Annotated in this window: 17 protein-coding genes and 1 tRNA gene; 13 read left to right on the forward strand and 5 right to left on the reverse strand. The window is 63.5% G+C overall.

From position 1 onward, the window contains the following. Positions 1-173: 173 nt before the first annotated feature. From osmF to EO99_RS25615, 5 genes are all read left to right on the forward strand, one after another. Positions 174-1,085, forward strand: a complete 912-nt coding sequence (gene osmF, locus EO99_RS0108255; protein WP_029618171.1) for a glycine betaine ABC transporter substrate-binding protein OsmF — start codon at positions 174-176, stop codon at positions 1,083-1,085. A gap of 57 nt (positions 1,086-1,142) precedes the next feature. Continuing rightward, complete coding sequence (locus tag EO99_RS0108260; RefSeq protein WP_029618172.1) at positions 1,143-2,312, forward strand: ABC transporter permease; 1,170 nt, start codon at positions 1,143-1,145, stop codon at positions 2,310-2,312. Beyond that, positions 2,309-3,247 (forward strand): ABC transporter ATP-binding protein, encoded by a 939-nt coding sequence (locus EO99_RS0108265; RefSeq protein ID WP_029618173.1) that lies wholly within the window; start codon positions 2,309-2,311, stop codon positions 3,245-3,247. Before EO99_RS0108260 ends, EO99_RS0108265 begins: the two co-directional genes overlap by 4 nt. After that, a complete protein-coding gene (locus EO99_RS0108270; RefSeq protein ID WP_029618174.1) occupies positions 3,244-3,978 on the forward strand; it encodes an ABC transporter permease in 735 nt (244 codons plus the stop codon). The genes EO99_RS0108265 and EO99_RS0108270 overlap by 4 nt, the downstream gene beginning before the upstream one ends. Positions 3,979-4,080: 102 nt before the next feature. Continuing rightward, positions 4,081-4,419 carry a hypothetical protein gene (locus EO99_RS25615; protein WP_029618175.1) on the forward strand — a complete coding sequence of 113 codons (339 nt, stop codon included), beginning with the start codon at positions 4,081-4,083 and terminating at the stop codon, positions 4,417-4,419. 81 nt (positions 4,420-4,500) lie between these two features. Here EO99_RS25615 and EO99_RS0108280 read toward each other — a convergent pair. Continuing rightward, positions 4,501-4,590: transfer RNA gene (locus tag EO99_RS0108280), tRNA-Ser, on the reverse strand. 112 nt (positions 4,591-4,702) lie between these two features. Next, on the reverse strand, positions 4,703-5,422 hold the full coding sequence (locus EO99_RS0108285) for a Crp/Fnr family transcriptional regulator (RefSeq protein ID WP_029618176.1): 720 nt from the start codon (positions 5,420-5,422) through the stop codon (positions 4,703-4,705). Between the two features lie 334 nt (positions 5,423-5,756). Here EO99_RS0108285 and EO99_RS0108290 point away from each other — a divergent pair, with 334 nt between their 5' ends. The 7 genes from EO99_RS0108290 (at position 5,757) to EO99_RS0108320 (ending at position 13,147) form a co-directional block, all read left to right on the forward strand. Continuing rightward, entirely contained in the window at positions 5,757-6,824 is a 1,068-nt protein-coding gene (locus EO99_RS0108290) for a septal ring lytic transglycosylase RlpA family protein (RefSeq protein ID WP_156034687.1), read from the forward strand. A 64-nt stretch (positions 6,825-6,888) separates the two neighbouring features. Beyond that, positions 6,889-8,055: a D-alanyl-D-alanine carboxypeptidase family protein gene (locus EO99_RS0108295; protein WP_408002864.1), complete on the forward strand. Its 1,167-nt coding sequence runs from the start codon at positions 6,889-6,891 to the stop codon at positions 8,053-8,055. A gap of 107 nt (positions 8,056-8,162) precedes the next feature. Then, complete coding sequence (gene tmk / locus EO99_RS0108300; RefSeq protein ID WP_029618179.1) at positions 8,163-8,843, forward strand: dTMP kinase; 681 nt, start codon at positions 8,163-8,165, stop codon at positions 8,841-8,843. Further along, positions 8,840-9,868, forward strand: coding sequence for a DNA polymerase III subunit delta' (locus tag EO99_RS0108305; protein WP_029618180.1), 1,029 nt, complete (start codon positions 8,840-8,842; stop codon positions 9,866-9,868). The genes tmk and EO99_RS0108305 overlap by 4 nt, the downstream gene beginning before the upstream one ends. 109 nt (positions 9,869-9,977) lie before the next feature. Continuing rightward, positions 9,978-11,531 carry a methionine--tRNA ligase gene (metG, locus tag EO99_RS0108310; protein WP_029618181.1) on the forward strand — a complete coding sequence of 518 codons (1,554 nt, stop codon included), beginning with the start codon at positions 9,978-9,980 and terminating at the stop codon, positions 11,529-11,531. Positions 11,532-11,541: 10 nt separating this feature from the next. After that, the gene (locus tag EO99_RS0108315) at positions 11,542-12,324 is read left to right on the forward strand and encodes a TatD family hydrolase (RefSeq protein WP_029618182.1); all 783 of its coding nucleotides are present in this window, start codon (positions 11,542-11,544) and stop codon (positions 12,322-12,324) included. Between the two features lie 4 nt (positions 12,325-12,328). Then, on the forward strand, positions 12,329-13,147 hold the full coding sequence (locus EO99_RS0108320; protein WP_029618183.1) for an MBL fold metallo-hydrolase: 819 nt from the start codon (positions 12,329-12,331) through the stop codon (positions 13,145-13,147). A 30-nt stretch (positions 13,148-13,177) separates the two neighbouring features. On the opposite strand, the gene arsK is transcribed toward EO99_RS0108320, so the two are convergent. The 3 genes from arsK to EO99_RS0108335 are packed head-to-tail and all read right to left on the reverse strand — an operon-like array spanning position 13,178 to position 16,198. After that, a complete protein-coding gene (arsK, locus tag EO99_RS0108325; RefSeq protein ID WP_029618184.1) occupies positions 13,178-14,413 on the reverse strand; it encodes an arsenite efflux MFS transporter ArsK in 1,236 nt (411 codons plus the stop codon). Continuing rightward, complete coding sequence (locus EO99_RS0108330) at positions 14,410-15,822, reverse strand: NAD(P)-binding domain-containing protein (protein WP_029618185.1); 1,413 nt, start codon at positions 15,820-15,822, stop codon at positions 14,410-14,412. The genes arsK and EO99_RS0108330 overlap by 4 nt, the downstream gene beginning before the upstream one ends. Before the next feature lie 58 nt (positions 15,823-15,880). Continuing rightward, complete coding sequence (locus tag EO99_RS0108335; RefSeq protein ID WP_029618186.1) at positions 15,881-16,198, reverse strand: ArsR/SmtB family transcription factor; 318 nt, start codon at positions 16,196-16,198, stop codon at positions 15,881-15,883. Between the two features lie 506 nt (positions 16,199-16,704). Here EO99_RS0108335 and EO99_RS0108340 point away from each other — a divergent pair. Then, positions 16,705-18,078, forward strand: coding sequence for an ISNCY family transposase (locus EO99_RS0108340; RefSeq protein WP_029618187.1), 1,374 nt, complete (start codon positions 16,705-16,707; stop codon positions 18,076-18,078). Positions 18,079-18,236: the final 158 nt, after the last annotated feature.

An 18,236-nucleotide genomic window follows, 5' to 3' on the forward strand; every position in this document is an offset into this window, starting at 1 on the left:
GCGCCGGGCTCTTTGCCGTTTCCGCCAAGCGGCAGCGGGAAGCGATCCGGCGCGCCGGAAAAATTCGGGTCGGCGCTCTCCCTTTCCTTGGCGGGTGATCCATATTGTCGATCGAGGCATAGAGCTATGACAGAACCGGTCATGCCGGGGGTTCAGTTACGGAGGGTTCATCCATGCACATCCTGAGGAAAACCGCAGGCGTCGCGCTTGCGATCGCCGTATCGGCCGGCGCGGCCAGCGCACAGGTGGTCGTCTCGTCGAAGATCGACACCGAAGGCGGCGTTCTGGGAAATATCATCCTGGCGGTCCTGAATGCAAACGGCATCGAGACGACCGATCGCATCCAGCTCGGCGCCACGCCCGTGGTGCGTGCCGCCATCACCGCCGGCGAGATCGACATCTATCCCGAATACACCGGCAATGCCGCCTTCTTCTTCGAGAAGGCGGACGACCCTGCCTGGAAGAATGCGGCCGAAGCCTACCAGCAGGCAAAGACGCTCGATTACGACGCCAACAAGATCGTCTGGCTGACGCCGTCGCCCGCCAACAACACCTGGGCGATTGCTGTTCGTGAGGATGTCGCACAGGAAAACAGCCTCAGCACGCTCTCCGACTTCGGGCAGTACGTGTCTGGGGGCGGCGACGTGGTGCTGGCGGCGTCTTCGGAATTCGTCAATTCAGCCGCGGCACTCCCGGCCTTCCAGACGACCTACGGCTTCACGCTGACGCCGGAGCAGTTGATCACCCTCTCGGGTGGCGATACAGCGGCCACCATCGCCGCCGCGGCCAATCAGACCAATGGCGCCAATGCAGCGATGGTATATGGCACCGACGGCGGCATCGCTCCGTCGAATCTTGTGGTGCTTGAGGACGACAAGGGCGTGCAGCCGGTCTATCAGCCCGCGCCGATCATCCGCGAAGAGGTTCTGAAGCAGCATCCCGAGATCGAGACCCTGCTGCAGCCGGTCTTCGAGAAACTCGATCTCGAGACGCTGCAGGATCTCAACGGTCGCGTTCAGGTCGGCGGCGAACCCGCCAAGGCGGTCGCCGAGGAGTTTCTCACCCAGAACGGCTTCCTCAAGTAGTTGCCCGGTGGTTTCGCCGGTGCCAACATGCCGGAATCGGCGAAACCGCACTGAGGGATGCCCTTGACCTTTCGCATCGACAAGCTCGGCGTCCTGATCGTCGTCCTTGCCATCTACGGCGTGCTGTCTCCGTTCGCCACGCTTAAGGCAAACCGGATCGTGCCGGGGGAGGGGTTCGACATCCTCGAAGCCCTGCCTGGCGGCTTCGGGCGGCTGATGCTGTTGGCTGTCGTTGGCGGGGCCGCAATGGCGCTGCTGCGCCGGGAAGCCCTGTGGCGGCTGCTGTCGGCGTCCGTCGTGCTGGCCGCGCTGTTTGCCTGTGTCGGCCTTGCCGCAGCCTATCTGACGCCGGCGGACAACAGCTATGCGCGAGTTTCGCCGGCCTCCGGCTTCTGGATTCTGCTCTTCACGTTCTCCCTGCTGGCGACGGACGGCATCAGCCGGATGAACCCGCGCCCATCCGTGCGCCTCCTCTTTCTCGCCCTGGCCATCGCGATCGTCTCGGTCATCCTGCTGTCGGGACTCTGGACCGATCTCTCGGTGATGAAGGAATATGCTGCGCGCGCCGACGTGTTCTGGACGGAAGCGTCGCGGCATCTGTTGCTGGCGCTCGGGTCCCTGCTTGCCGCCGCCGTCGTCGGCTTGCCGATCGGCATCTTCTGCGAAAGGGTTCCCGCGCTCCGGTCAGCCGTGCTCAACACGCTGAACCTGGTCCAGACCATACCCTCGATCGCCCTCTTCGGAATCATGATCGCGCCGCTCGGCTGGATTGCCGCGAATGTGCCCGGCGCCTACGCCATCGGCGTGCGCGGCATAGGCGTGGCGCCGGCGTTCGTGGCGCTGTTTCTCTATTCGCTCCTGCCGATCGTCGCCAATACCGTCGCAGGTCTCTCCGGCGTGCCGCGGCAGGCGCGCGAGGCGGCGCGAGGTCTCGGGATGACGTCGGCGCAGCGACTGATCAGGGTCGAATTTCCGCTGGCCTTGCCGGTGATCCTGACCGGCATCCGCATCGTGCTGGTGCAGAATATCGGCCTGGCAACCATCGCGGCCCTGATCGGCGGTGGCGGGTTCGGGACCTTCGTCTTCCAGGGGCTCGGCCAGACGGCGACGGACCTCGTGCTGCTCGGGGCGCTGCCGACCGTGGCGCTGGCCTTCGCGTCGGCCGTGGTACTCGACGCATTGATCGACATGAATGCCGTTGCCCCGCCCAGGAAGGATACCCGATGATCGAGATCGACCATGTGTCCAAGGTCTATGACGGCAAGACCGTCGTCGACGACATCTCGCTGACGATCGAGCCGCACACGATCGCCGTCATCGTCGGCACCTCCGGATCGGGCAAGACGACGCTCCTGCGCATGATCAACCGGCTCGTGGAGCTCGATGCCGGCATGGTCCGGCTCGACGGCGAAGACAATCGGACGATCCCGGGCTACGAACTGCGGCGCCGGATCGGCTATGCCATCCAGGGACACGGCCTCTTTCCGCACCGGACGGTGGCGGAAAACATCGCGACGGTTCCGCGCCTGAACGGGTGGGACCGGCGCAGGACGACGGAGAAGGTGAGGGAGCTTCTCTCGCTCTTCCAGCTTGACCCGGACGCGTTCGGACCCCGCTATCCCCATGAGCTTTCGGGCGGCGAACAGCAGCGGGTCGGGGTGGCCAGGGCGCTTGCAGCCGAGCCCAACGTGCTGCTGATGGACGAGCCCTTCGGTGCGCTCGACCCGATCATCCGCGCCAAGGCGCAGGACGACCTGCTGGCGATCCAGAAGCATTTCGGAACGACGATCATCCTCGTCACGCACGACATGAACGAGGCCTTTCATCTCGCCGACAAGATCGCCGTCATGGATGGGGGTCGCCTGCTGCAGTTCGGCCCGCCGGACGAGCTGGTGCGCCGGCCGGCAACGGGCTTCGTCGAAGCCATGGTCGGTGCCGGGGACAGGCCCTTCCGCTTGCTGTCCATGCGCCGCGTCGCCGATGCCGCCGAGGCGGGTGAGGCGAGTGGCCCGGCGCTGGCGGCCTCGATGAACCAGCAGGATGCGCTGGCGGAACTGATGTGGTCCGGCCGGCCTGCGGCCCCTGTCGTCTCCGCCGATGGCACCATGACAGGGCGCGTGACCCTGGACGCTCTCCTGAAGCGTGCCAGAGGCGCGCCATGAGCAGGTTTACCCCCACGCTCCTGCGCGCGCTTCTGCTCGCCCTGCTCGTGACATTCCTGCTGGCGCCCGAGACCTTCGAGCCGCTGCTGCGGCCGCTGGTGCAGCAGAACGCACCGGTGATCTATGCCCAGGGCAATCTGATGTCGCTTACCCTGCAGCACCTGGCCACGGTGTTTGCCGCGACGCTGGCGGCAACCATCGTTGCGGTCAGTCTGGCGGTGCTGGTCAGCCGCCCGATCGGCGCGGAATTCCTGCCGCTGTCGCGCAGCCTCGTCAACATCGGCCAGACCTTTCCACCGGTAGCGGTTCTGGCGCTGGCCGTGCCGGTGGTCGGCTTCGGCGAGAAGCCGACGCTGATTGCCCTGTTTCTCTACGGACTGCTGCCGATCTTCGAAAACACGCTGACGGGGCTGACGACGCTGCCCCGCGCGGTTGTCGAGGCGGCGCGCGGCACCGGCATGACGGGCTGGCAGCGGCTGGTGAAGATCGAGCTGCCGCTGGCCATGCCGGTGATCCTCGCCGGCATCCGTCTCTCCGTCGTCATCAGCCTGGCGACCGCCACCATCGGCTCGACGGTCGCGGCGCGAACGCTCGGTGAAGTCATTATCGCCGGACTGCAGTCCAACAACCTCGCCTATGTGGTGCAGGGCGGCCTGATTGTCGGGGCGCTGGCGGTGCTGATCTACGACGGATTTTCCGCAGTCGAGAGACGGCTGGCGGTCCGCTCGTGAGGGATGACGAGCTGCCGATCTTTCGGCACCGAACTTGGTGCACGAGGAAACCTTTAACCGCATCACGCAGTTAGTTCCTCCGAACAGACAAGGAGGAATTCGATGTTCGCAAGACTGCTGACCACAACTTCCGTCGCCTTCACGCTTGCCACAGCGGCCATCGCCCAGACATCCGGCGGCGCTGCCGTGACGGGTACGACCGAATCATCCGGCGCTGCGGGCGCTACCGGTACAACTTTGCTGACGCCGGGCGCGGCAGGTAGCGCCACTCCGGGCACAGCCAGCGGCATCGCAACCGGTGACGCAGGAACCGGTACCGGCATCTCGAACTGCGGCGCCGACACCTCGATGCATGGCACCGGTACCGCCGGAAGCACCGGCATCGCCGACATCGGCGCTGCCGGCACGGGAACAGGATCGGCAAGCGTCAACACCTGCTGACGCGAAGGCCGGAGGGGCAAACCTTCAAGCGTCCTTCCGGCGATATGCTTTGAGATCTGGCGCGCAACGCGGCCGTGCTTGTGGCGGAAGAGGTGGGATTCGAACCCACGGTACGGTTTCCCGCACGCCGGTTTTCAAGACCGGTTCCTTAAACCACTCGGACACTCTTCCTCGGGCCGAAATGGCTGTACAGCCTGGGTGGGAAAGCGTCAACCGCAGGAGGATCGGATTACCCAGAGCGGGGGGGACGTCACAGGCATGGCCGAGCTTTGGCCTTCCACCGCTACCGCGGCTCGCTCCAGAGGTTGAGGTAGGTCGGGTCGAACTCGGCGAGGGCCTGAAGCCGGTCCCAGTCGAGGACGGTGATCGTCTGATTGGTCCAGGAGATGACATTCTCCTGTCGAAGCGTCTGGATGACACGGTTGATGTGCACGAGGGACAGGCCCATCACGTCGGCCATTTCTCCCTGCGACAGAGGGAAATGGAAGCTCCGGCCATCAACCCGATCGATCGCCTGCAGCCGGACGTAGAGTTCGCAAAGAATGTGAGCCAGGTGGGACGACTTGGAGCGGCGCCCCATGGCGACGATCCAGGAGCGGTGGATCGATCCGGTGATCAAAGTGTCAAGCCACAGCATGCGGGCCAGATGCGGGACCTGCTCGGTGATTCCCTTGAGACCGGCGTGATCGACCAGCACCACCGTGCAGGGCGAGAGGGCGGAAATGCCGTGATCCATGGTCTTCAGCAGGAAGGCATGCAGGTCGACGAAATCGCCGGGGACGTGCAGCGAGGTGATCTGGCGGGCACCTTCGTGTGTCAGCTTGTAGCGGCCGGCAAATCCCTCCACGAGCAGGGTGCTATAGGTCGGCCGCGAACCGTCAGCAACAATATCCTCCCCTTTCGCAAACCGGCGCTCGCGGATTACGATCTCACTCAGCCTCGTTCTATAGCTGTCCGGCAGGACATCGCGGCGTTCGAGGTTTCTGAACAGGGTTTCGATCATACGGTCTTCCTCTTCGGCTGCCTCACTGGAAACACTCCTGAATCTCCACCATGGTGCATACAACAAGGCTTGGAGCATAACCGAAAGCCCATGGGTATTAAAAATATCAAGGCCATACCCCTTTCGCGCCTCCCGTCCATTGCATCGGAAGACGCCGCACGGCGAGCCCGGTGACGAGTGGATGCGCATTAGCTCTTGGTTAACCACGTCGCAGCAATCCGCGGACTATCCCCAGAAATCATTCGCATTTTCGCCATGTTCGAACCAAAGAGTGGCACCGTTGCATCATCGCATCCCGTGCTGCCTGTGCCGGAAGCGAGCAACGGCTGCATCAATGGGATGTCTGCAGCGAAGACTTGAGGGGCTTACGGGTTTGAAATTCAGCAGCGGCGCGCTTTCGCTTTCGGCGAAATGGCTAGGGATCACGATGGTCGGATTGAGCGTTGCATCCTGTGCAACGACTGAACTGCCCACGAAGAAACCCCGCAGCAAGGAATATTTTTCCGAGAAGGAATACGGCGTCAAGGCAAGCCCTCGCGTCACGGCGGAGGGTCGTACCGTTCCAAAGGGCGGCGGCCGCTTCATGGTCGGCAAGCCTTACAACGTCAAAGGCAAGACTTACGTCCCGAAGGAGGATCCGTCCTACAACAAGAGCGGACTTGCCTCCTGGTACGGCTCCGCATTTCATGGACGGCTGACGGCCAATGGCGAGGTCTACGACAAGGAGCACCTGTCGGCGGCCCATCCGACGTTTCCGCTGCCGAGCTATGCGCGCGTGACGAATGTCGAGACTGGCTCCTCCGTCATCGTGCGCGTCAACGACCGCGGCCCTTTCCATCCCGGCCGTATCATTGACGTCTCGTCCAAGGCCGCCGAGCTTCTCGACATGAAGCGTGCGGGCACCGGCAAGGTCAATGTTCAGTACGTGGGGCGAGCCCGCATGGACGGACACGACATGCCCTATCTGATGGCCTCCTATTCCCGCAAGGGTGATCGTCTGCCGTCGCTCTATCCGGAAGGGCAGATTGCGACAGGGGTCATGGTGGCCTCGAACGAACCGCTCGGCGATCAGTTGCAGAGCTATTCTGCGCCCGTTCCCGTTCCGATGGCCCTCAGCGGCCCGACGCCCAGCGGACCTCTCACGACAACCACACAGGCCTTCGATGGCTTTACGACGGCGGTGGAATTCGCCGTCCTTCCCGAGGTGGGCCCCATGCCGGCCGAGCGACCCAACTACGGTCTTGCTGCCAACGGCGGCACCTTGTCCGCGGCCTATACGGTCGAGCCGGTATCGACGGTCGATCTGGTGTTCGACGCCGTGCTGGTTCGAAACGACGGTCTGACCGAGCAGTCGATCCTCTCCCATGCAAAGCGTCGTTCTGTCAAAAACGCGGTCGAGTGATCGAAACGCAATTGCCCGTGCGCAGGCATCTTGCTACGCCTGTCGCCTCGTGTGTGATGGGGCAATGATGCGGTTTCTGGTTCTTTCTGTCCTGGCACTTCTGCAGTTGCCGATACTCTTCCAACCCGTGCTGGCGCAGGAGCGTTCCGCGGCCATCGAGACCGTGGCCAAGCAGCTTTACATGGTCGAGGCAAAGACAGGTACCGTCCTGCTTGCCGTCAACGAGAACCAGGCCTTCCCACCCGCGTCGCTGGCCAAGCTGATGACGGTGGAGGTGGTCCTCAGCGCGCTGGAGCGCGGCGAGATCACCGAGCAGACAATGTTTCCAGTGACGGAATATGCCTGGCGCAATGGCGGTGCGCCCTCCGGGACGACGACGATGTTCGCCGCCCTGAACTCGCAAGTGCCGGTGATCGATCTCATCCGCGGCGTCGTGATCCAGAACGCCAACGACGGGTGCATCATCCTCGCGGAGGGCATCAGTGGGTCGGAGGCGCAGTTTGCGACCCGGATGACGGCGCGGGCCAAGGATCTCGGTCTCGGACGCTCCACCTTCGGAAACGCCACCGGCCTGCCGGGCGCCCAGAGCTTCACCACTGCCCGCGACCTCGTGGAGCTCTCCCGCCATATCCACCGGACCTATCCGCAATATTATCCGCTCTACGCGCAGCCGGATTTCGAGTGGAACAAGATCTTCCAGCGCAACAAGAACCCGCTGCTGTCGCTCGGCATCGGTGTCGATGGCCTGGGCGCCGGCTATGCCGAGGGTGCCGGCTATGCCGCGGTCGCCTCCGTGGAGCGCGATGGGACGCGGCTCTTTCTGGCACTCGGTGGACTGGAAAACGACAGGGAGCGGCTGGACGAGGCACGCCGCCTGCTGGACTGGGGGCTCTCCGCCTTCGAGACGAAGATCCTTTTTCAGGCCGGCGAGGTCATCGGACAGGCGAGCGTCTATGGCGGCCAAGCCCGCTACATCGACCTAGTGGCCAAGGAGCCGATCGACATCTATGTGCCGACGGACAATCCGGAGCGACTGACGGGCCGGATCGTCTACAAATGGCCGTTGCGGGCGCCGGTGGCGGAAGGGCAGGGGGTCGGCTCTCTGCGCATCTTTTCCGGCGACCGACTCGTCCGGGAGGTCGATCTCTTCACGTCCCAGCCGGTCGCCACCGGAAGTCTGAGTTCACGCGCCACCGACGCGTTGCTGGAGTTGATGTTCTTCTGGCTTTGAACGGATCGCGGTTTCGCAAGCCGACGACATGCGATAAACAGCGCAAGAGTTTCGGCCTCGCCAAAAGGCGAACGGCAAGCGTGCCGGAAGAATGAAGAGCGCATCGGTTGGCAAGACGATCAGGTTTGTTTGTGACGTTTGAAGGCGGCGAAGGGGCGGGCAAGTCCACGCAGATTCGCCGGCTTGCGGAGAGCCTGCGACGGCGTGGCCGCGATGTTCGGGTGACCCGGGAACCCGGCGGGTCGCCGGGTGCGGAGGCCGTGCGGCATGTGCTGCTGTCGGGGGCGGCCGAGGAATTCGGCGTCCGCATGGAGGCAATCCTGTTTGCCGCAGCCCGCAACGACCATGTGGAAGAGGTGATCCGCCCGGCGCTCGAGAGCGGTGCCGTCGTGCTCTGCGACCGCTTCATGGACTCCTCGCGCGTCTATCAGGGAGTCACCGGTAATCTCGAACCGGATTTTCTCGAGGCCTTGCAGCGTATCGCCATCGATGGTCTCGAGCCGGACTGCACCGTGATCCTCGACCTTCCCGCCGAGAAGGGCCTGGCACGCGCCCGCAAGCGCGGCGGTTCGGGTGCGCCGGACCGCTTCGAGCGCGAAGAGCTGCAGACCCACGAGAAGCGCCGCGAGGCCTATCTGGAGATCGCCGCGGCCGATCCAGAACGCTGTCGGGTGGTGGATGCCGACCGGGCGGAGGAGGAGATCGCCGCGGACATTCTCGCGCTCGTCGAGCCACTGGTGGACGAACTCTCGGCAAGACCTGCTGCCGGCGCGGAAACCGTCGAATGAGCGAGGAAGCGCACGATGTCCTGGACGGCGCGATACCGCCCCCGCGCAATCCGAACCTGTTCGGCCACCAGGCTGCCGAAGCGTTTCTGGCCCGCAGCTACCAGTCCGGCAAGGGCCACCATGCGATCCTGATCGAAGGGCCTGAGGGGATCGGCAAGTCGACCCTGGCCTTCCGCTTCGCCAATCATGTTCTCACGCATCCAGACCCTGCCACGGCGCCGGATCACATGGTGGCGCCCGATCTCGACGCTCCCGTGACGCGGCAGATCGCATCCGGCGCATCCCATAACCTGCTGCATCTGACGCGGCCGGTCGACGCGAAATCCGGCAAGCTGAAAACGGCCATCACCGTCGACGAGGTGCGCCGCGCCGGGCACTTCTTCGCCCAGACGTCGGGCACCGGGAACTGGCGCATCGTCATCATCGATCCTGCCGACGATCTCAATCGCAACGCTGCCAATGCCATCCTCAAGATCCTCGAGGAGCCGCCGCGGCGGTCGCTGTTCCTGGTGCTGTCCCATGCGCCGGGAAAACTGCTTCCGACCATCCGGTCCCGCTGCCTGCCGCTGCGGCTCTCTCCGCTCAGTGACACGGATCTCGCGAGCGCAATGGCAGCACTCGGCCTGCCGCTCGAAGGAGGACGGACGGCGGAGACGGTGCTTGCCATGTCGAAGGGAAGCGTGTCGCAGGCACTGAAACTGCTGAACTACGGCGGCGCGGAAATCGTCACCGCCTTCACCGATCTCCTGGCCGCCGAAGGGGCCACGGCCCGAAAGGCGATGCACCGCCTGGCTGACGTGCTGTCGGCCAAGGACAGCGACGTGATCTTCGGCTTTTTCCTGCAACACCTCGGCGAACACCTCGTGGACAGGGCGCGCGCCGCGGCATTTGCCGGCGACATTGGCTCGGCCGATCGCTACGCCCGGCTTGCCACGGATATCGACGAGAAGATCACCGTCTCCCAGGCTTACAACCTCGACCGCAAGCAGACGATCCTGTCGATCCTCGAGGCTGCCCACCGCTGATCGGTCCGGGAACGGGTTGCGGTGCGGTGCAGTGCGGCGAAGTTTGGGTTTCGCTGCTGCGAAACATGCGCTAAGAGCCTGACGACAATCATAGTGCTCGAGTGAAACGATGCCGGACAAGACACCCTACTTCATCACCACCGCGATCTCCTATCCCAACGGCAAGCCGCATATCGGTCATGCCTATGAGCTGATTGCGACGGATGCGATGGCGCGCTTCCAGCGCCTGGACGGCAGGGATGTCTTCTTCCTGACGGGCACCGACGAGCACGGCCAGAAGATGCAGCAGACGGCACGTGCCGAAGGTATCGAGCCTGCCGCGCTGGCGGAGCGGAATTCCAGCGAATTCCGCGAGATGGCGCGCCTGCTGAACGCCTCCAACGACGACTTCATCCGCACCACGGAACCGCGGCACCACGACGCCTGCCGCGCCATCTGGAACCGGATGGCCGACAACGGCGACATCTACAAGGACAGCTATGCCGGCTGGTACTCGGTGCGCGACGAGGCCTACTACCAGGAAGGCGAGACCGAGGTTCGCGACGGCGTTCGCTATGGACCCCAGGGAACGCCGGTGGAATGGGTGGAGGAGGAGAGCTACTTCTTCAAGCTGTCCGGCTATCAGGACAAGCTGCTGCAGTACTACGAAGAGCATCCGGACTTCATCGGACCGGCAGAACGCCGCAACGAGGTGATCTCCTTCGTCAAGTCCGGCCTGAAGGACCTTTCCATCTCACGCACGACCTTCGACTGGGGCATCCCGGTTCCCAATGATCCGGCGCATGTCATGTACGTCTGGGTCGACGCTCTGACCAACTACATCACCGCCACCGGCTACCTCGAGGACCCGCATGGGCCGCGGGCGAAGTACTGGCCGGCGGATGCGCACATCATCGGCAAGGACATCATCCGCTTCCACGCGGTCTATTGGCCGGCTTTCCTGATGTCGGCGGGCCTGCCGCTTCCAAAGCGCGTCTACGCCCACGGCTTCCTGCTCAACAAGGGCGAGAAGATGTCGAAATCGCTCGGCAATGTGGTCGATCCGGTCAATCTGGTGAACCACTTCGGGCTCGATCAGGTGCGCTATTTCTTCATGCGCGAAGTCTCTTTCGGACAGGACGGCAGCTACAGCGAAGAGGCGATCGGCACCCGTATCAATGCCGATCTCGCCAACGGTATCGGCAATCTGGCCAGCCGGTCGCTGTCGATGATCGTCAAGAACTGCGACGGCATGATCCCGCAGCCCGGCGCGCTGACCGACGAGGACAAGGCGATGCTTTCCTCCGCCGATGCCATGATCGGCCTCTGCCGTGACGAAATGGGCAAGCAGCTTGTGCATCGGGCCGTGGCGACGATCATTGCCGTCGTGTCCGAGACGGACCGCTATTTTGCCGGCCAGGAGCCCTGGGCGCTGAAGAAGACGGATCCGGAGCGGATGGGAACGGTTCTCTATGTCACCGCGGAAGTGGTGCGCCAGATCGCCATCCTGCTGCAGCCCTTCGTGCCGGATTCGGCTGCGAAGCTGCTCGATCTTGTTGCAGCCCCCGCCGACAAGCGCGATTTCGCGGCTCTGGGAGAGGCTGGTCGCCTCGTGCCGGGTACGCAGCTTTCGGCCCCGACGCCCGTCTTTCCGCGCTATGTCGCCCCCGAGGTCAACGACTAAGAAGCCCGTCATGCTGATCGATACGCACTGCCATCTGGATTTTCCCGATTTCGCCGATGAGCGCGACGATCTGATCGCGCGTGCGCATGCGGTGGGCGTGCAGCAGATGGTGACAATCTCGACGCGGGTGCGCAAGCTGGAGAACCTGCTGGCGCTGACCGCCCGCTATCCCTCGGTCTTCTGCTCCGTCGGAACACATCCGAACAATGCTGCCGAAGAGCTGGACATCACCGCCGACGAGCTGGTGCGGCTGGCTGAAAGCCACGAGAAGATCGTCGCGATCGGCGAGGCAGGCCTCGATTATTTCTACGACACGCAGAAGCCCGAAGACCAGCAGACGGGCTTTCGCCGGCACATCGAGGCGGCGCGCCGGACGCAGCTGCCGCTCGTCATCCACAGCCGCAGCGCCGACGAGGACATGGCGGCGATCCTGACGGAGGAAACAGGGAAGGGGGCTTTCCCCTTCATCCTGCACTGTTTCTCAGCGGGCCAGGCTTTGGCCGAGACCGGTGTCGCGCTCGGCGGCTATGTGTCGTTCTCCGGCATCCTGACCTTCCCGAAGTCCGGGGAACTGCGCGATATCGCGAAGACCATCCCGCACGACAGGCTGCTTGTCGAGACGGACGCACCCTATCTGGCGCCGAAGAGATGGCGGGGCAAGCGCAACGAGCCGTCCTATGTGGTCAACACGGCCGAAATCCTGGCGGAGACGCTGGACGTCGAGTTCGAGGAGATGGCGCGCATCACCACCGAGAATGCTCTTCGGGTCTTCTCCAAGATGCCCAGGCTCTGATCCCATGGAATATCGCCGCCGGTTCACGATCCTTGGCTGTGCCTCTTCGCCGGGTGTTCCGCGGATCAACGGCGACTGGGGCGACTGCAATCCCGCCAACCCCCGCAATCGCCGCACGCGCGCAGCCTTTCTCGTGGAGCAGTTCGCGCCGGACGGCGGTTGCACGACGGTCGTCGTCGACACGGGGCCAGACTTCCGGGAGCAGATGATCGCGGCCAAGGTGCAGCGTGTGGATGCGGTTCTGTTTACCCATGCGCATGCCGACCATCTGCACGGCATCGATGACCTGCGGGGCTATTTCATCCTGCAGAAGCACAGGATCCCGATCTATGCCGATGCCTTCACCATGGATCGGATCCGGCTGGGCTTCGGCTATTGCCTCGAAACGCCGCCGGGCGGCAGCTATCCGCCGATCGTCGAGCCGCGGATCATAGGGTCGCTGGACGAACCGATCGTCATCGACGGTGCCGGCGGACCGATCGAGGTGCTGTCCCATTATCAGGAGCATGGCGACATCCATTCGCTGGGTTTCCGGTTCGGCGACGTCGCCTATTGCAGCGATGTCAGCGACTTTCCACCCGAAAGCCAGAGCAGGCTCCGCGGGCTCGACATGCTGGTGATCGATGCCCTGCAGCACAGCTACCATCCCAGCCATCTGTCGCTCGGTCAGGCGCTCGACTGGATCGGCAAGCTTTCGCCGCGCCGGGCCATTCTGACCCATATGCACATCCCGCTGGATTACGACGCCGTCATGCAAGCGACGCCGGACCATGTCGAGCCGGCCTATGATGGTCTCGTCTTTGAAGCGACCATTGCCATCTAAGCCCGCCGCCCGCGAGCCGTGTGCGACGGATCATGGTTCCGTCGCGGCTTCCAATGGCGCAGCGGCAGCGCGATAGCGCTGCACCGCGATCAGCCCGAAGAGAGCGACGGCAACGCCAGCGCCGATGACCGTCAGCGTCACGGCACGCTCCGGTCCCGCCGCCTCCAGCCCGACCGCAAACAGGAAGGGTGCGAGCGCCGACGAGAACTGGCGGGCGGCCGTGACCCAGCCCAGCCGGGCGCCGTATCCGGCGCGGCCGAAGAGTTCAAGCGGAAGCGTGCCGCCTACGATGCTGGCAAGACCCGACCCCAGACCGAACAGGATGGCAAATAGCGCCAGTCCCGGGAGCCATGGCGTCGTGGACAGAAGCGCCGTAAGCGCCAGTGCCAGCAGGCCGGCCGAGATCGTCGCCAGCACGGTTTGCGACAAGCGCCCGCCGAACACCATGTTCAGAAGACGGCTCGCGACCTGCGAAGGTCCAAACAGCGCCGACACCATCAGCGCTGAGGCTCCCAAACCCAATGCGCCGAGCAGCGGCACCATGTGGACGAGAATGGAGGCCAGCACGAAACCTTCGACGGCAAAGCCCGCCAGCATCAGGAGAAAGATGCTCTGGCTGGAGACGGCAGGGCCCACGGGTCTGTTTTCTCTCGATGGTGAAACGGTTGTCGACACCGGCCGGGCGCTTTCCGCCTCCCGCGGAAGCCGGGATATCCACCAGTGGATTGGCAGGCAGAGACCAAGGTTCAGGACCGCAAACAGGAGGTAGATTTCGCGCCAGTCGAAGTGGGTATGGAGTGCCGCCGTCAGCGGCCAGAAAAGCGTCGATGCAAAGCCGGCAATCAGCGTCAGATGGGTGATGCTTGCCGGTGCGCGGCTGCCGCCGACCTGGACGATCGCCGCAAACGCCGTGCCGTAGAGCACGAAGCAGGAGGCGAGTTCCATGACGACCAGCGACAGGGTGAATGTCACCGGGTGGGACGACATGGCCGCACTGGCCAGCGATACGGCTGCCGCGATCGATCCCGGGACCATCAGCCGACCGGCGCCGTAGCGATCGGCCCATTTGCCCGCCTGGGGCGCCAGCAGGCCTCCCGTCAACAGCGCAAGCGACAGGATGCCGAAGAGCCAGTCCAACGGCAGGGACAGATCCTGCGCCATGGCGGGGGCCAGAATGCTGAAGGAATAGTAGAGGGTGCCGTAGCCGATGATCTGCGTTGCCCCTAGCGCCCAGATCATGAGCGCGGGGGCCTTTCGGTCGGTCATTCGGCAGGTTCCATCTGGCTCGGGTGAGGCGCGGTTTCACTGCATCCGCAGCCGGGCTTGCCCTCCTGCTTCGCCTCGAGGTCCGCCTTGCAGCAGGCATCCGTGCCGGCGGGTGCGGGCCCACCGCAGCAGCTGGCCGATGTCTGCGATGATGGTGCAGCGCTGCACACGCCGGTTTCCGGCAAGACAAGGTGAACCTGGCGGGCGGCGTCATGATCGCCTGCCAGTTCGGCGACCACGGAACGAACCTGTTCGTAGCCGGTCGCCATCAGGAACGTCGGTGCCCGGCCGTAGGATTTGGAGCCGACGATGAAGAAGCCGGGCTCCGGCTGTGCAAGCTCCAACACGCCATGCGGCGGCACCGATCCGCAGGAATGCAGGTTGGGGTCGATCATCGGTGCAAGGAGGCGAGGGGCTTCCACCGCCGGGTCCAGATCGAGGCGGACCTCTCTCAGCATATCGAGATCCGGCCGGAAACCGGTCGCGACGACGATCCGGTCGACCGCCCATTGGTCCGGCCTGCCGTCGTGGAGAGCGTCGACCTGCAGTCTGCTGCCGTCCTGACGGATCGCCTGAACGGCGAATGGTGCAAGCAGTTCGACATCTCCCGCAGCGATGGCCTCCTGCGCCGCCAGGCCCAGGCTTCCGCGCGCGGGCAGCTGGTCGTTCAATCCGCCGCCCAAGAGCCGCTCGATACGGTTGCGGCGCAGGGCCCACAGGACGCGTGTCTCCGGCGAGATCCGCCGCAGCTCCATGAGTGCCAGCACCACGTTGATGGCCGAATGCCCGCTGCCGATCACCAGGACCGAGCGCCCGGCATAGTGCTCGCGTTCCGTCCCCAGGACGTCGGGGAGCCCGTAGGCTATTCTGCCGGCGGCGCCCGTCTCTCCGATCGCAGGCAAGCCGTCCGTGCCAAGCGGGTTGGGACGGCTCCAGGTGCCGGAAGCGTCAAGGACAGCGCCGGCCAGGACAGAGTGCTCCTGACACTGTCCGTCGACATACCGGATCTGGAAGGGCGTCGTATCGCGGCCTGGCGTCGTCATCTTGTCCATGCCCAGCCTGCCGATCGCGGTGACGGTGCAGCCGGCGCGGATGTGCGGGACGATCTCTGGAAGGACTGCCAAGGGTTGCAGATATCGCTCGACAATCTCGCCTCCGGTCGGCAGTTCGTCCGGGTTCGGCGCCTCCCACCCGTGCATGATCAGAAGATCGACGGAGGCGGCCTCGAGCACGTAGCGCCACGGAGAAAAGACCCGGACATGTCCCCAGGCCCGCAAGGCGGATCCGACGGATGCACCTTGCTCCAGCACCAGGGGCTGCAGGCCTCGCCGAACAAGTTGTGCCGCCGCCGCCAGCCCGATGGGGCCAGCGCCCACGATAGCGACCGGAAGTTCCTGGTGGGCAATCATCGCATTTCTCCTTCCGTTATCTTAGAAGTTTCGAAATTTGCAGGCAAATCCAATAGCGTCAGTCTTCTGTTGTCGCAGCTTCCTCGGCGCGGCCGTCGGCGCAACATTCGTCGGCAAGATAACCGATCAGCGACGACATCGCCTTGTAGTTGGCCCTGCAGATCAGTGTCGTGCCCTGACGCTCCTGAGTCACGAGGCCGGCCTCGATCAGCTTGCGGCAATGGTGCGACAGCGTCGATGCGGGGATGTCGACCTTCTGCTGAAGCGCACCGACGGCCAGTCCATCCAGCCCCGCGCGGACCAGCGTCCGGTAAATGCGCAGACGCGTCGGGCTTCCCAGCGATTCCATCTGTGATGCGGCTGTTTCTATGTTCATGGAAATAGATTGCTACGATCGGACCCGGACGTCAAGTGGTTATTCGAACTTCGTGGAAATAACAATCCGGCAACAGGTCGAGATCTGGAACTCGATATCCTGCAGGCTTGCATGGTGCTCTAACCGTGACCATTGATCGGTTCCTGACACCCGAACCATGTGGTGCGCACCGGGATTTGCACTTGAAAAGTGTCATGGTGTAACCGGCAGCAGACCTTCGGGACATCATCGCCAGCAGTTTTCTTTTTGGCGCAGATCTGCTTCAAAAGCTGATATGGTTCAACGGTATGGCGATGAAACCTGATGTCGTTGGGGAGCAGGACGCTTGGAAATATCCGCCCGGTGGCCGACATCGGCACCAGCCATATCGCTAATACCCATAGCAGATAAGTTCCATAATCTATCTTATGCGATCTTTGTGTGTAGCCGCAAAGTTAGAATGTCCTGTTTCTGCAAAGTTGGAATGTCACACTCCCCGGGTCTGAATGACGTGTGGGAGATTGCAGATGGGATTGATAGCGATGAGCGAGCGCGATCTGCAGCGGATTGAAGTTTTATCGAAGGTGGTCGGAGGCCGGATGACAACGGTGTCTGCGGCGCATGTGCTCGATCTGAGCGAGCGCCAGGTGCGTCGGCTGCTGGAACGGATGCGAGTTGGTGGCGCGGCGTCGATCCGGCACAAAGCGATCGGCCGGCCATCGAACAATAGGATCGGCGACGTGGTTCGGGATTACGCGGTGACGCTGGTTCGCGAGTGCTATGCGGATTTCGGGCCGACCTTGGCGACGGAGAAGTTGGCTGAACGTGATGGCTTGCGTATGTCGCGTGAGACGGTGCGCAACTGGATGGTCGATGCGGGATTGTGGTTGCCGCGCAAGCAGCGCCGGACGTTTCATCAGCCGCGGCTGCGGCGCGAAGCCTATGGCGAGCTCGTGCAGATCGACGGGTCGGAGCATCGCTGGTTCGAGGATCGCGGACCGCCGTGCTCGTTACTAGTTTTTGTCGATGATGCGACCGGCAGATTGATGCAGTTGCGTTTCGTGCGGTCGGAAAGCGCCTTCACCTATTTTGAGGCACTGGAGCTCTATCTCAAGCGTCACGGCGCACCGATCGCCTTTTACTCCGATAAGCATTCGGTGTTCCGGGTGGCGAAGAAGGACGCCAAGGGCGGCCAGGGCATGACCCAGTTCGGGCGTGCGCTTTGCGAGCTAAACATCGAGATTCTCTGCGCAAATTCGAGCCAGGCCAAGGGCCGCGTCGAGCGGATGAACCGGACGTTGCAAGATCGGCTGATCAAGGAACTGCGGCTTTCTGGCATCGATACCATGGAGGCCGGCAATGCATTCTTGCCGGAATTCATAGAGGCATACAATACGCGATTTTCGATTGCCCCTGCCCGTTCGGGGGACCTGCATCGGCCGCTGAATCTGGCGCCGGATCGGTTGACTGAGATCCTGTGCAAGCGCGAGCAGCGTTATGTCGGATCGCAACTGACGTTCTCGTTCGAGCGCAAGCGTATCATGCTGCAGGAGACCGAGGTGACGCGCGGTCTGGTTGGGCTCTATGTCGAGACCTATGCCTATGCGGACGGTCGGCTGGACGTACGTTGGAAAGGCTATTCCCTGCCCTACACGGTGTTCGACAAGGACCAGCGGGTGACGCATGCGGCGATCACCGAGAACAAGCGGTTGGGTGATGTTCTGGCCTATATCAAGGAGCGTCAGGAGGAACAGGTAAAGCCGAAGGTGAAGACCAACAGCGAGAGGATTGGCTACAAGCCCACAGGTCGCAAGCCCGGAAGACGTACGGATTACATGAGTGATCCGGCGGTGATAGCGCGACGTGAGAAGGCCCTGTCGCGGCAGCATGCTGCCGAGTGACGGGTCGCTCGGCGTCTCACAGCTAAAGCCGAAGGGGTGTCCCTCACCCGCCCCGATCTGATCTTGCACGCGGGATCAGCCGCTCAGATCGGGGCTGATTGTCATCCCTTGCAGCGCTCCTGCGGACATTTCTACTTTGCGCCACGGCGGACATTTCA

The sequence above is a fragment of the Pseudorhizobium marinum genome, assembly GCF_000705355.1.
In the GTDB taxonomy this organism is placed as follows: domain Bacteria; phylum Pseudomonadota; class Alphaproteobacteria; order Rhizobiales; family Rhizobiaceae; genus Neorhizobium; species Neorhizobium pelagicum.

What these genes read in the sequence shown, in the direction of transcription:
- EO99_RS0108265 (WP_029618173.1), top strand. Translation starts at nt 2,309, where the DNA reads ATGATCGAGATCGACCATGTGTCCAAGGTCTATGACGGCAAGACCGTC.
- EO99_RS0108305 (WP_029618180.1), top strand. Translation starts at nt 8,840, where the DNA reads ATGAGCGAGGAAGCGCACGATGTCCTGGACGGCGCGATACCGCCCCCG.
- arsK (WP_029618184.1), bottom strand. Translation starts at nt 14,413, where the DNA reads ATGACCGACCGAAAGGCCCCCGCGCTCATGATCTGGGCGCTAGGGGCA.
- EO99_RS0108290 (WP_156034687.1), top strand. Translation starts at nt 5,757, where the DNA reads ATGGGATGTCTGCAGCGAAGACTTGAGGGGCTTACGGGTTTGAAATTC.
- EO99_RS0108315 (WP_029618182.1), top strand. Translation starts at nt 11,542, where the DNA reads ATGCTGATCGATACGCACTGCCATCTGGATTTTCCCGATTTCGCCGAT.
- EO99_RS0108260 (WP_029618172.1), top strand. Translation starts at nt 1,143, where the DNA reads ATGCCCTTGACCTTTCGCATCGACAAGCTCGGCGTCCTGATCGTCGTC.
- EO99_RS0108330 (WP_029618185.1), bottom strand. Translation starts at nt 15,822, where the DNA reads ATGATTGCCCACCAGGAACTTCCGGTCGCTATCGTGGGCGCTGGCCCC.
- osmF (WP_029618171.1), top strand. Translation starts at nt 174, where the DNA reads ATGCACATCCTGAGGAAAACCGCAGGCGTCGCGCTTGCGATCGCCGTA.
- EO99_RS25615 (WP_029618175.1), top strand. Translation starts at nt 4,081, where the DNA reads ATGTTCGCAAGACTGCTGACCACAACTTCCGTCGCCTTCACGCTTGCC.
- metG (WP_029618181.1), top strand. Translation starts at nt 9,978, where the DNA reads ATGCCGGACAAGACACCCTACTTCATCACCACCGCGATCTCCTATCCC.
- EO99_RS0108320 (WP_029618183.1), top strand. Translation starts at nt 12,329, where the DNA reads ATGGAATATCGCCGCCGGTTCACGATCCTTGGCTGTGCCTCTTCGCCG.
- EO99_RS0108285 (WP_029618176.1), bottom strand. Translation starts at nt 5,422, where the DNA reads ATGATCGAAACCCTGTTCAGAAACCTCGAACGCCGCGATGTCCTGCCG.
- EO99_RS0108295 (WP_408002864.1), top strand. Translation starts at nt 6,889, where the DNA reads ATGATGCGGTTTCTGGTTCTTTCTGTCCTGGCACTTCTGCAGTTGCCG.
- EO99_RS0108335 (WP_029618186.1), bottom strand. Translation starts at nt 16,198, where the DNA reads ATGAACATAGAAACAGCCGCATCACAGATGGAATCGCTGGGAAGCCCG.
- EO99_RS0108340 (WP_029618187.1), top strand. Translation starts at nt 16,705, where the DNA reads ATGGGATTGATAGCGATGAGCGAGCGCGATCTGCAGCGGATTGAAGTT.
- EO99_RS0108270 (WP_029618174.1), top strand. Translation starts at nt 3,244, where the DNA reads ATGAGCAGGTTTACCCCCACGCTCCTGCGCGCGCTTCTGCTCGCCCTG.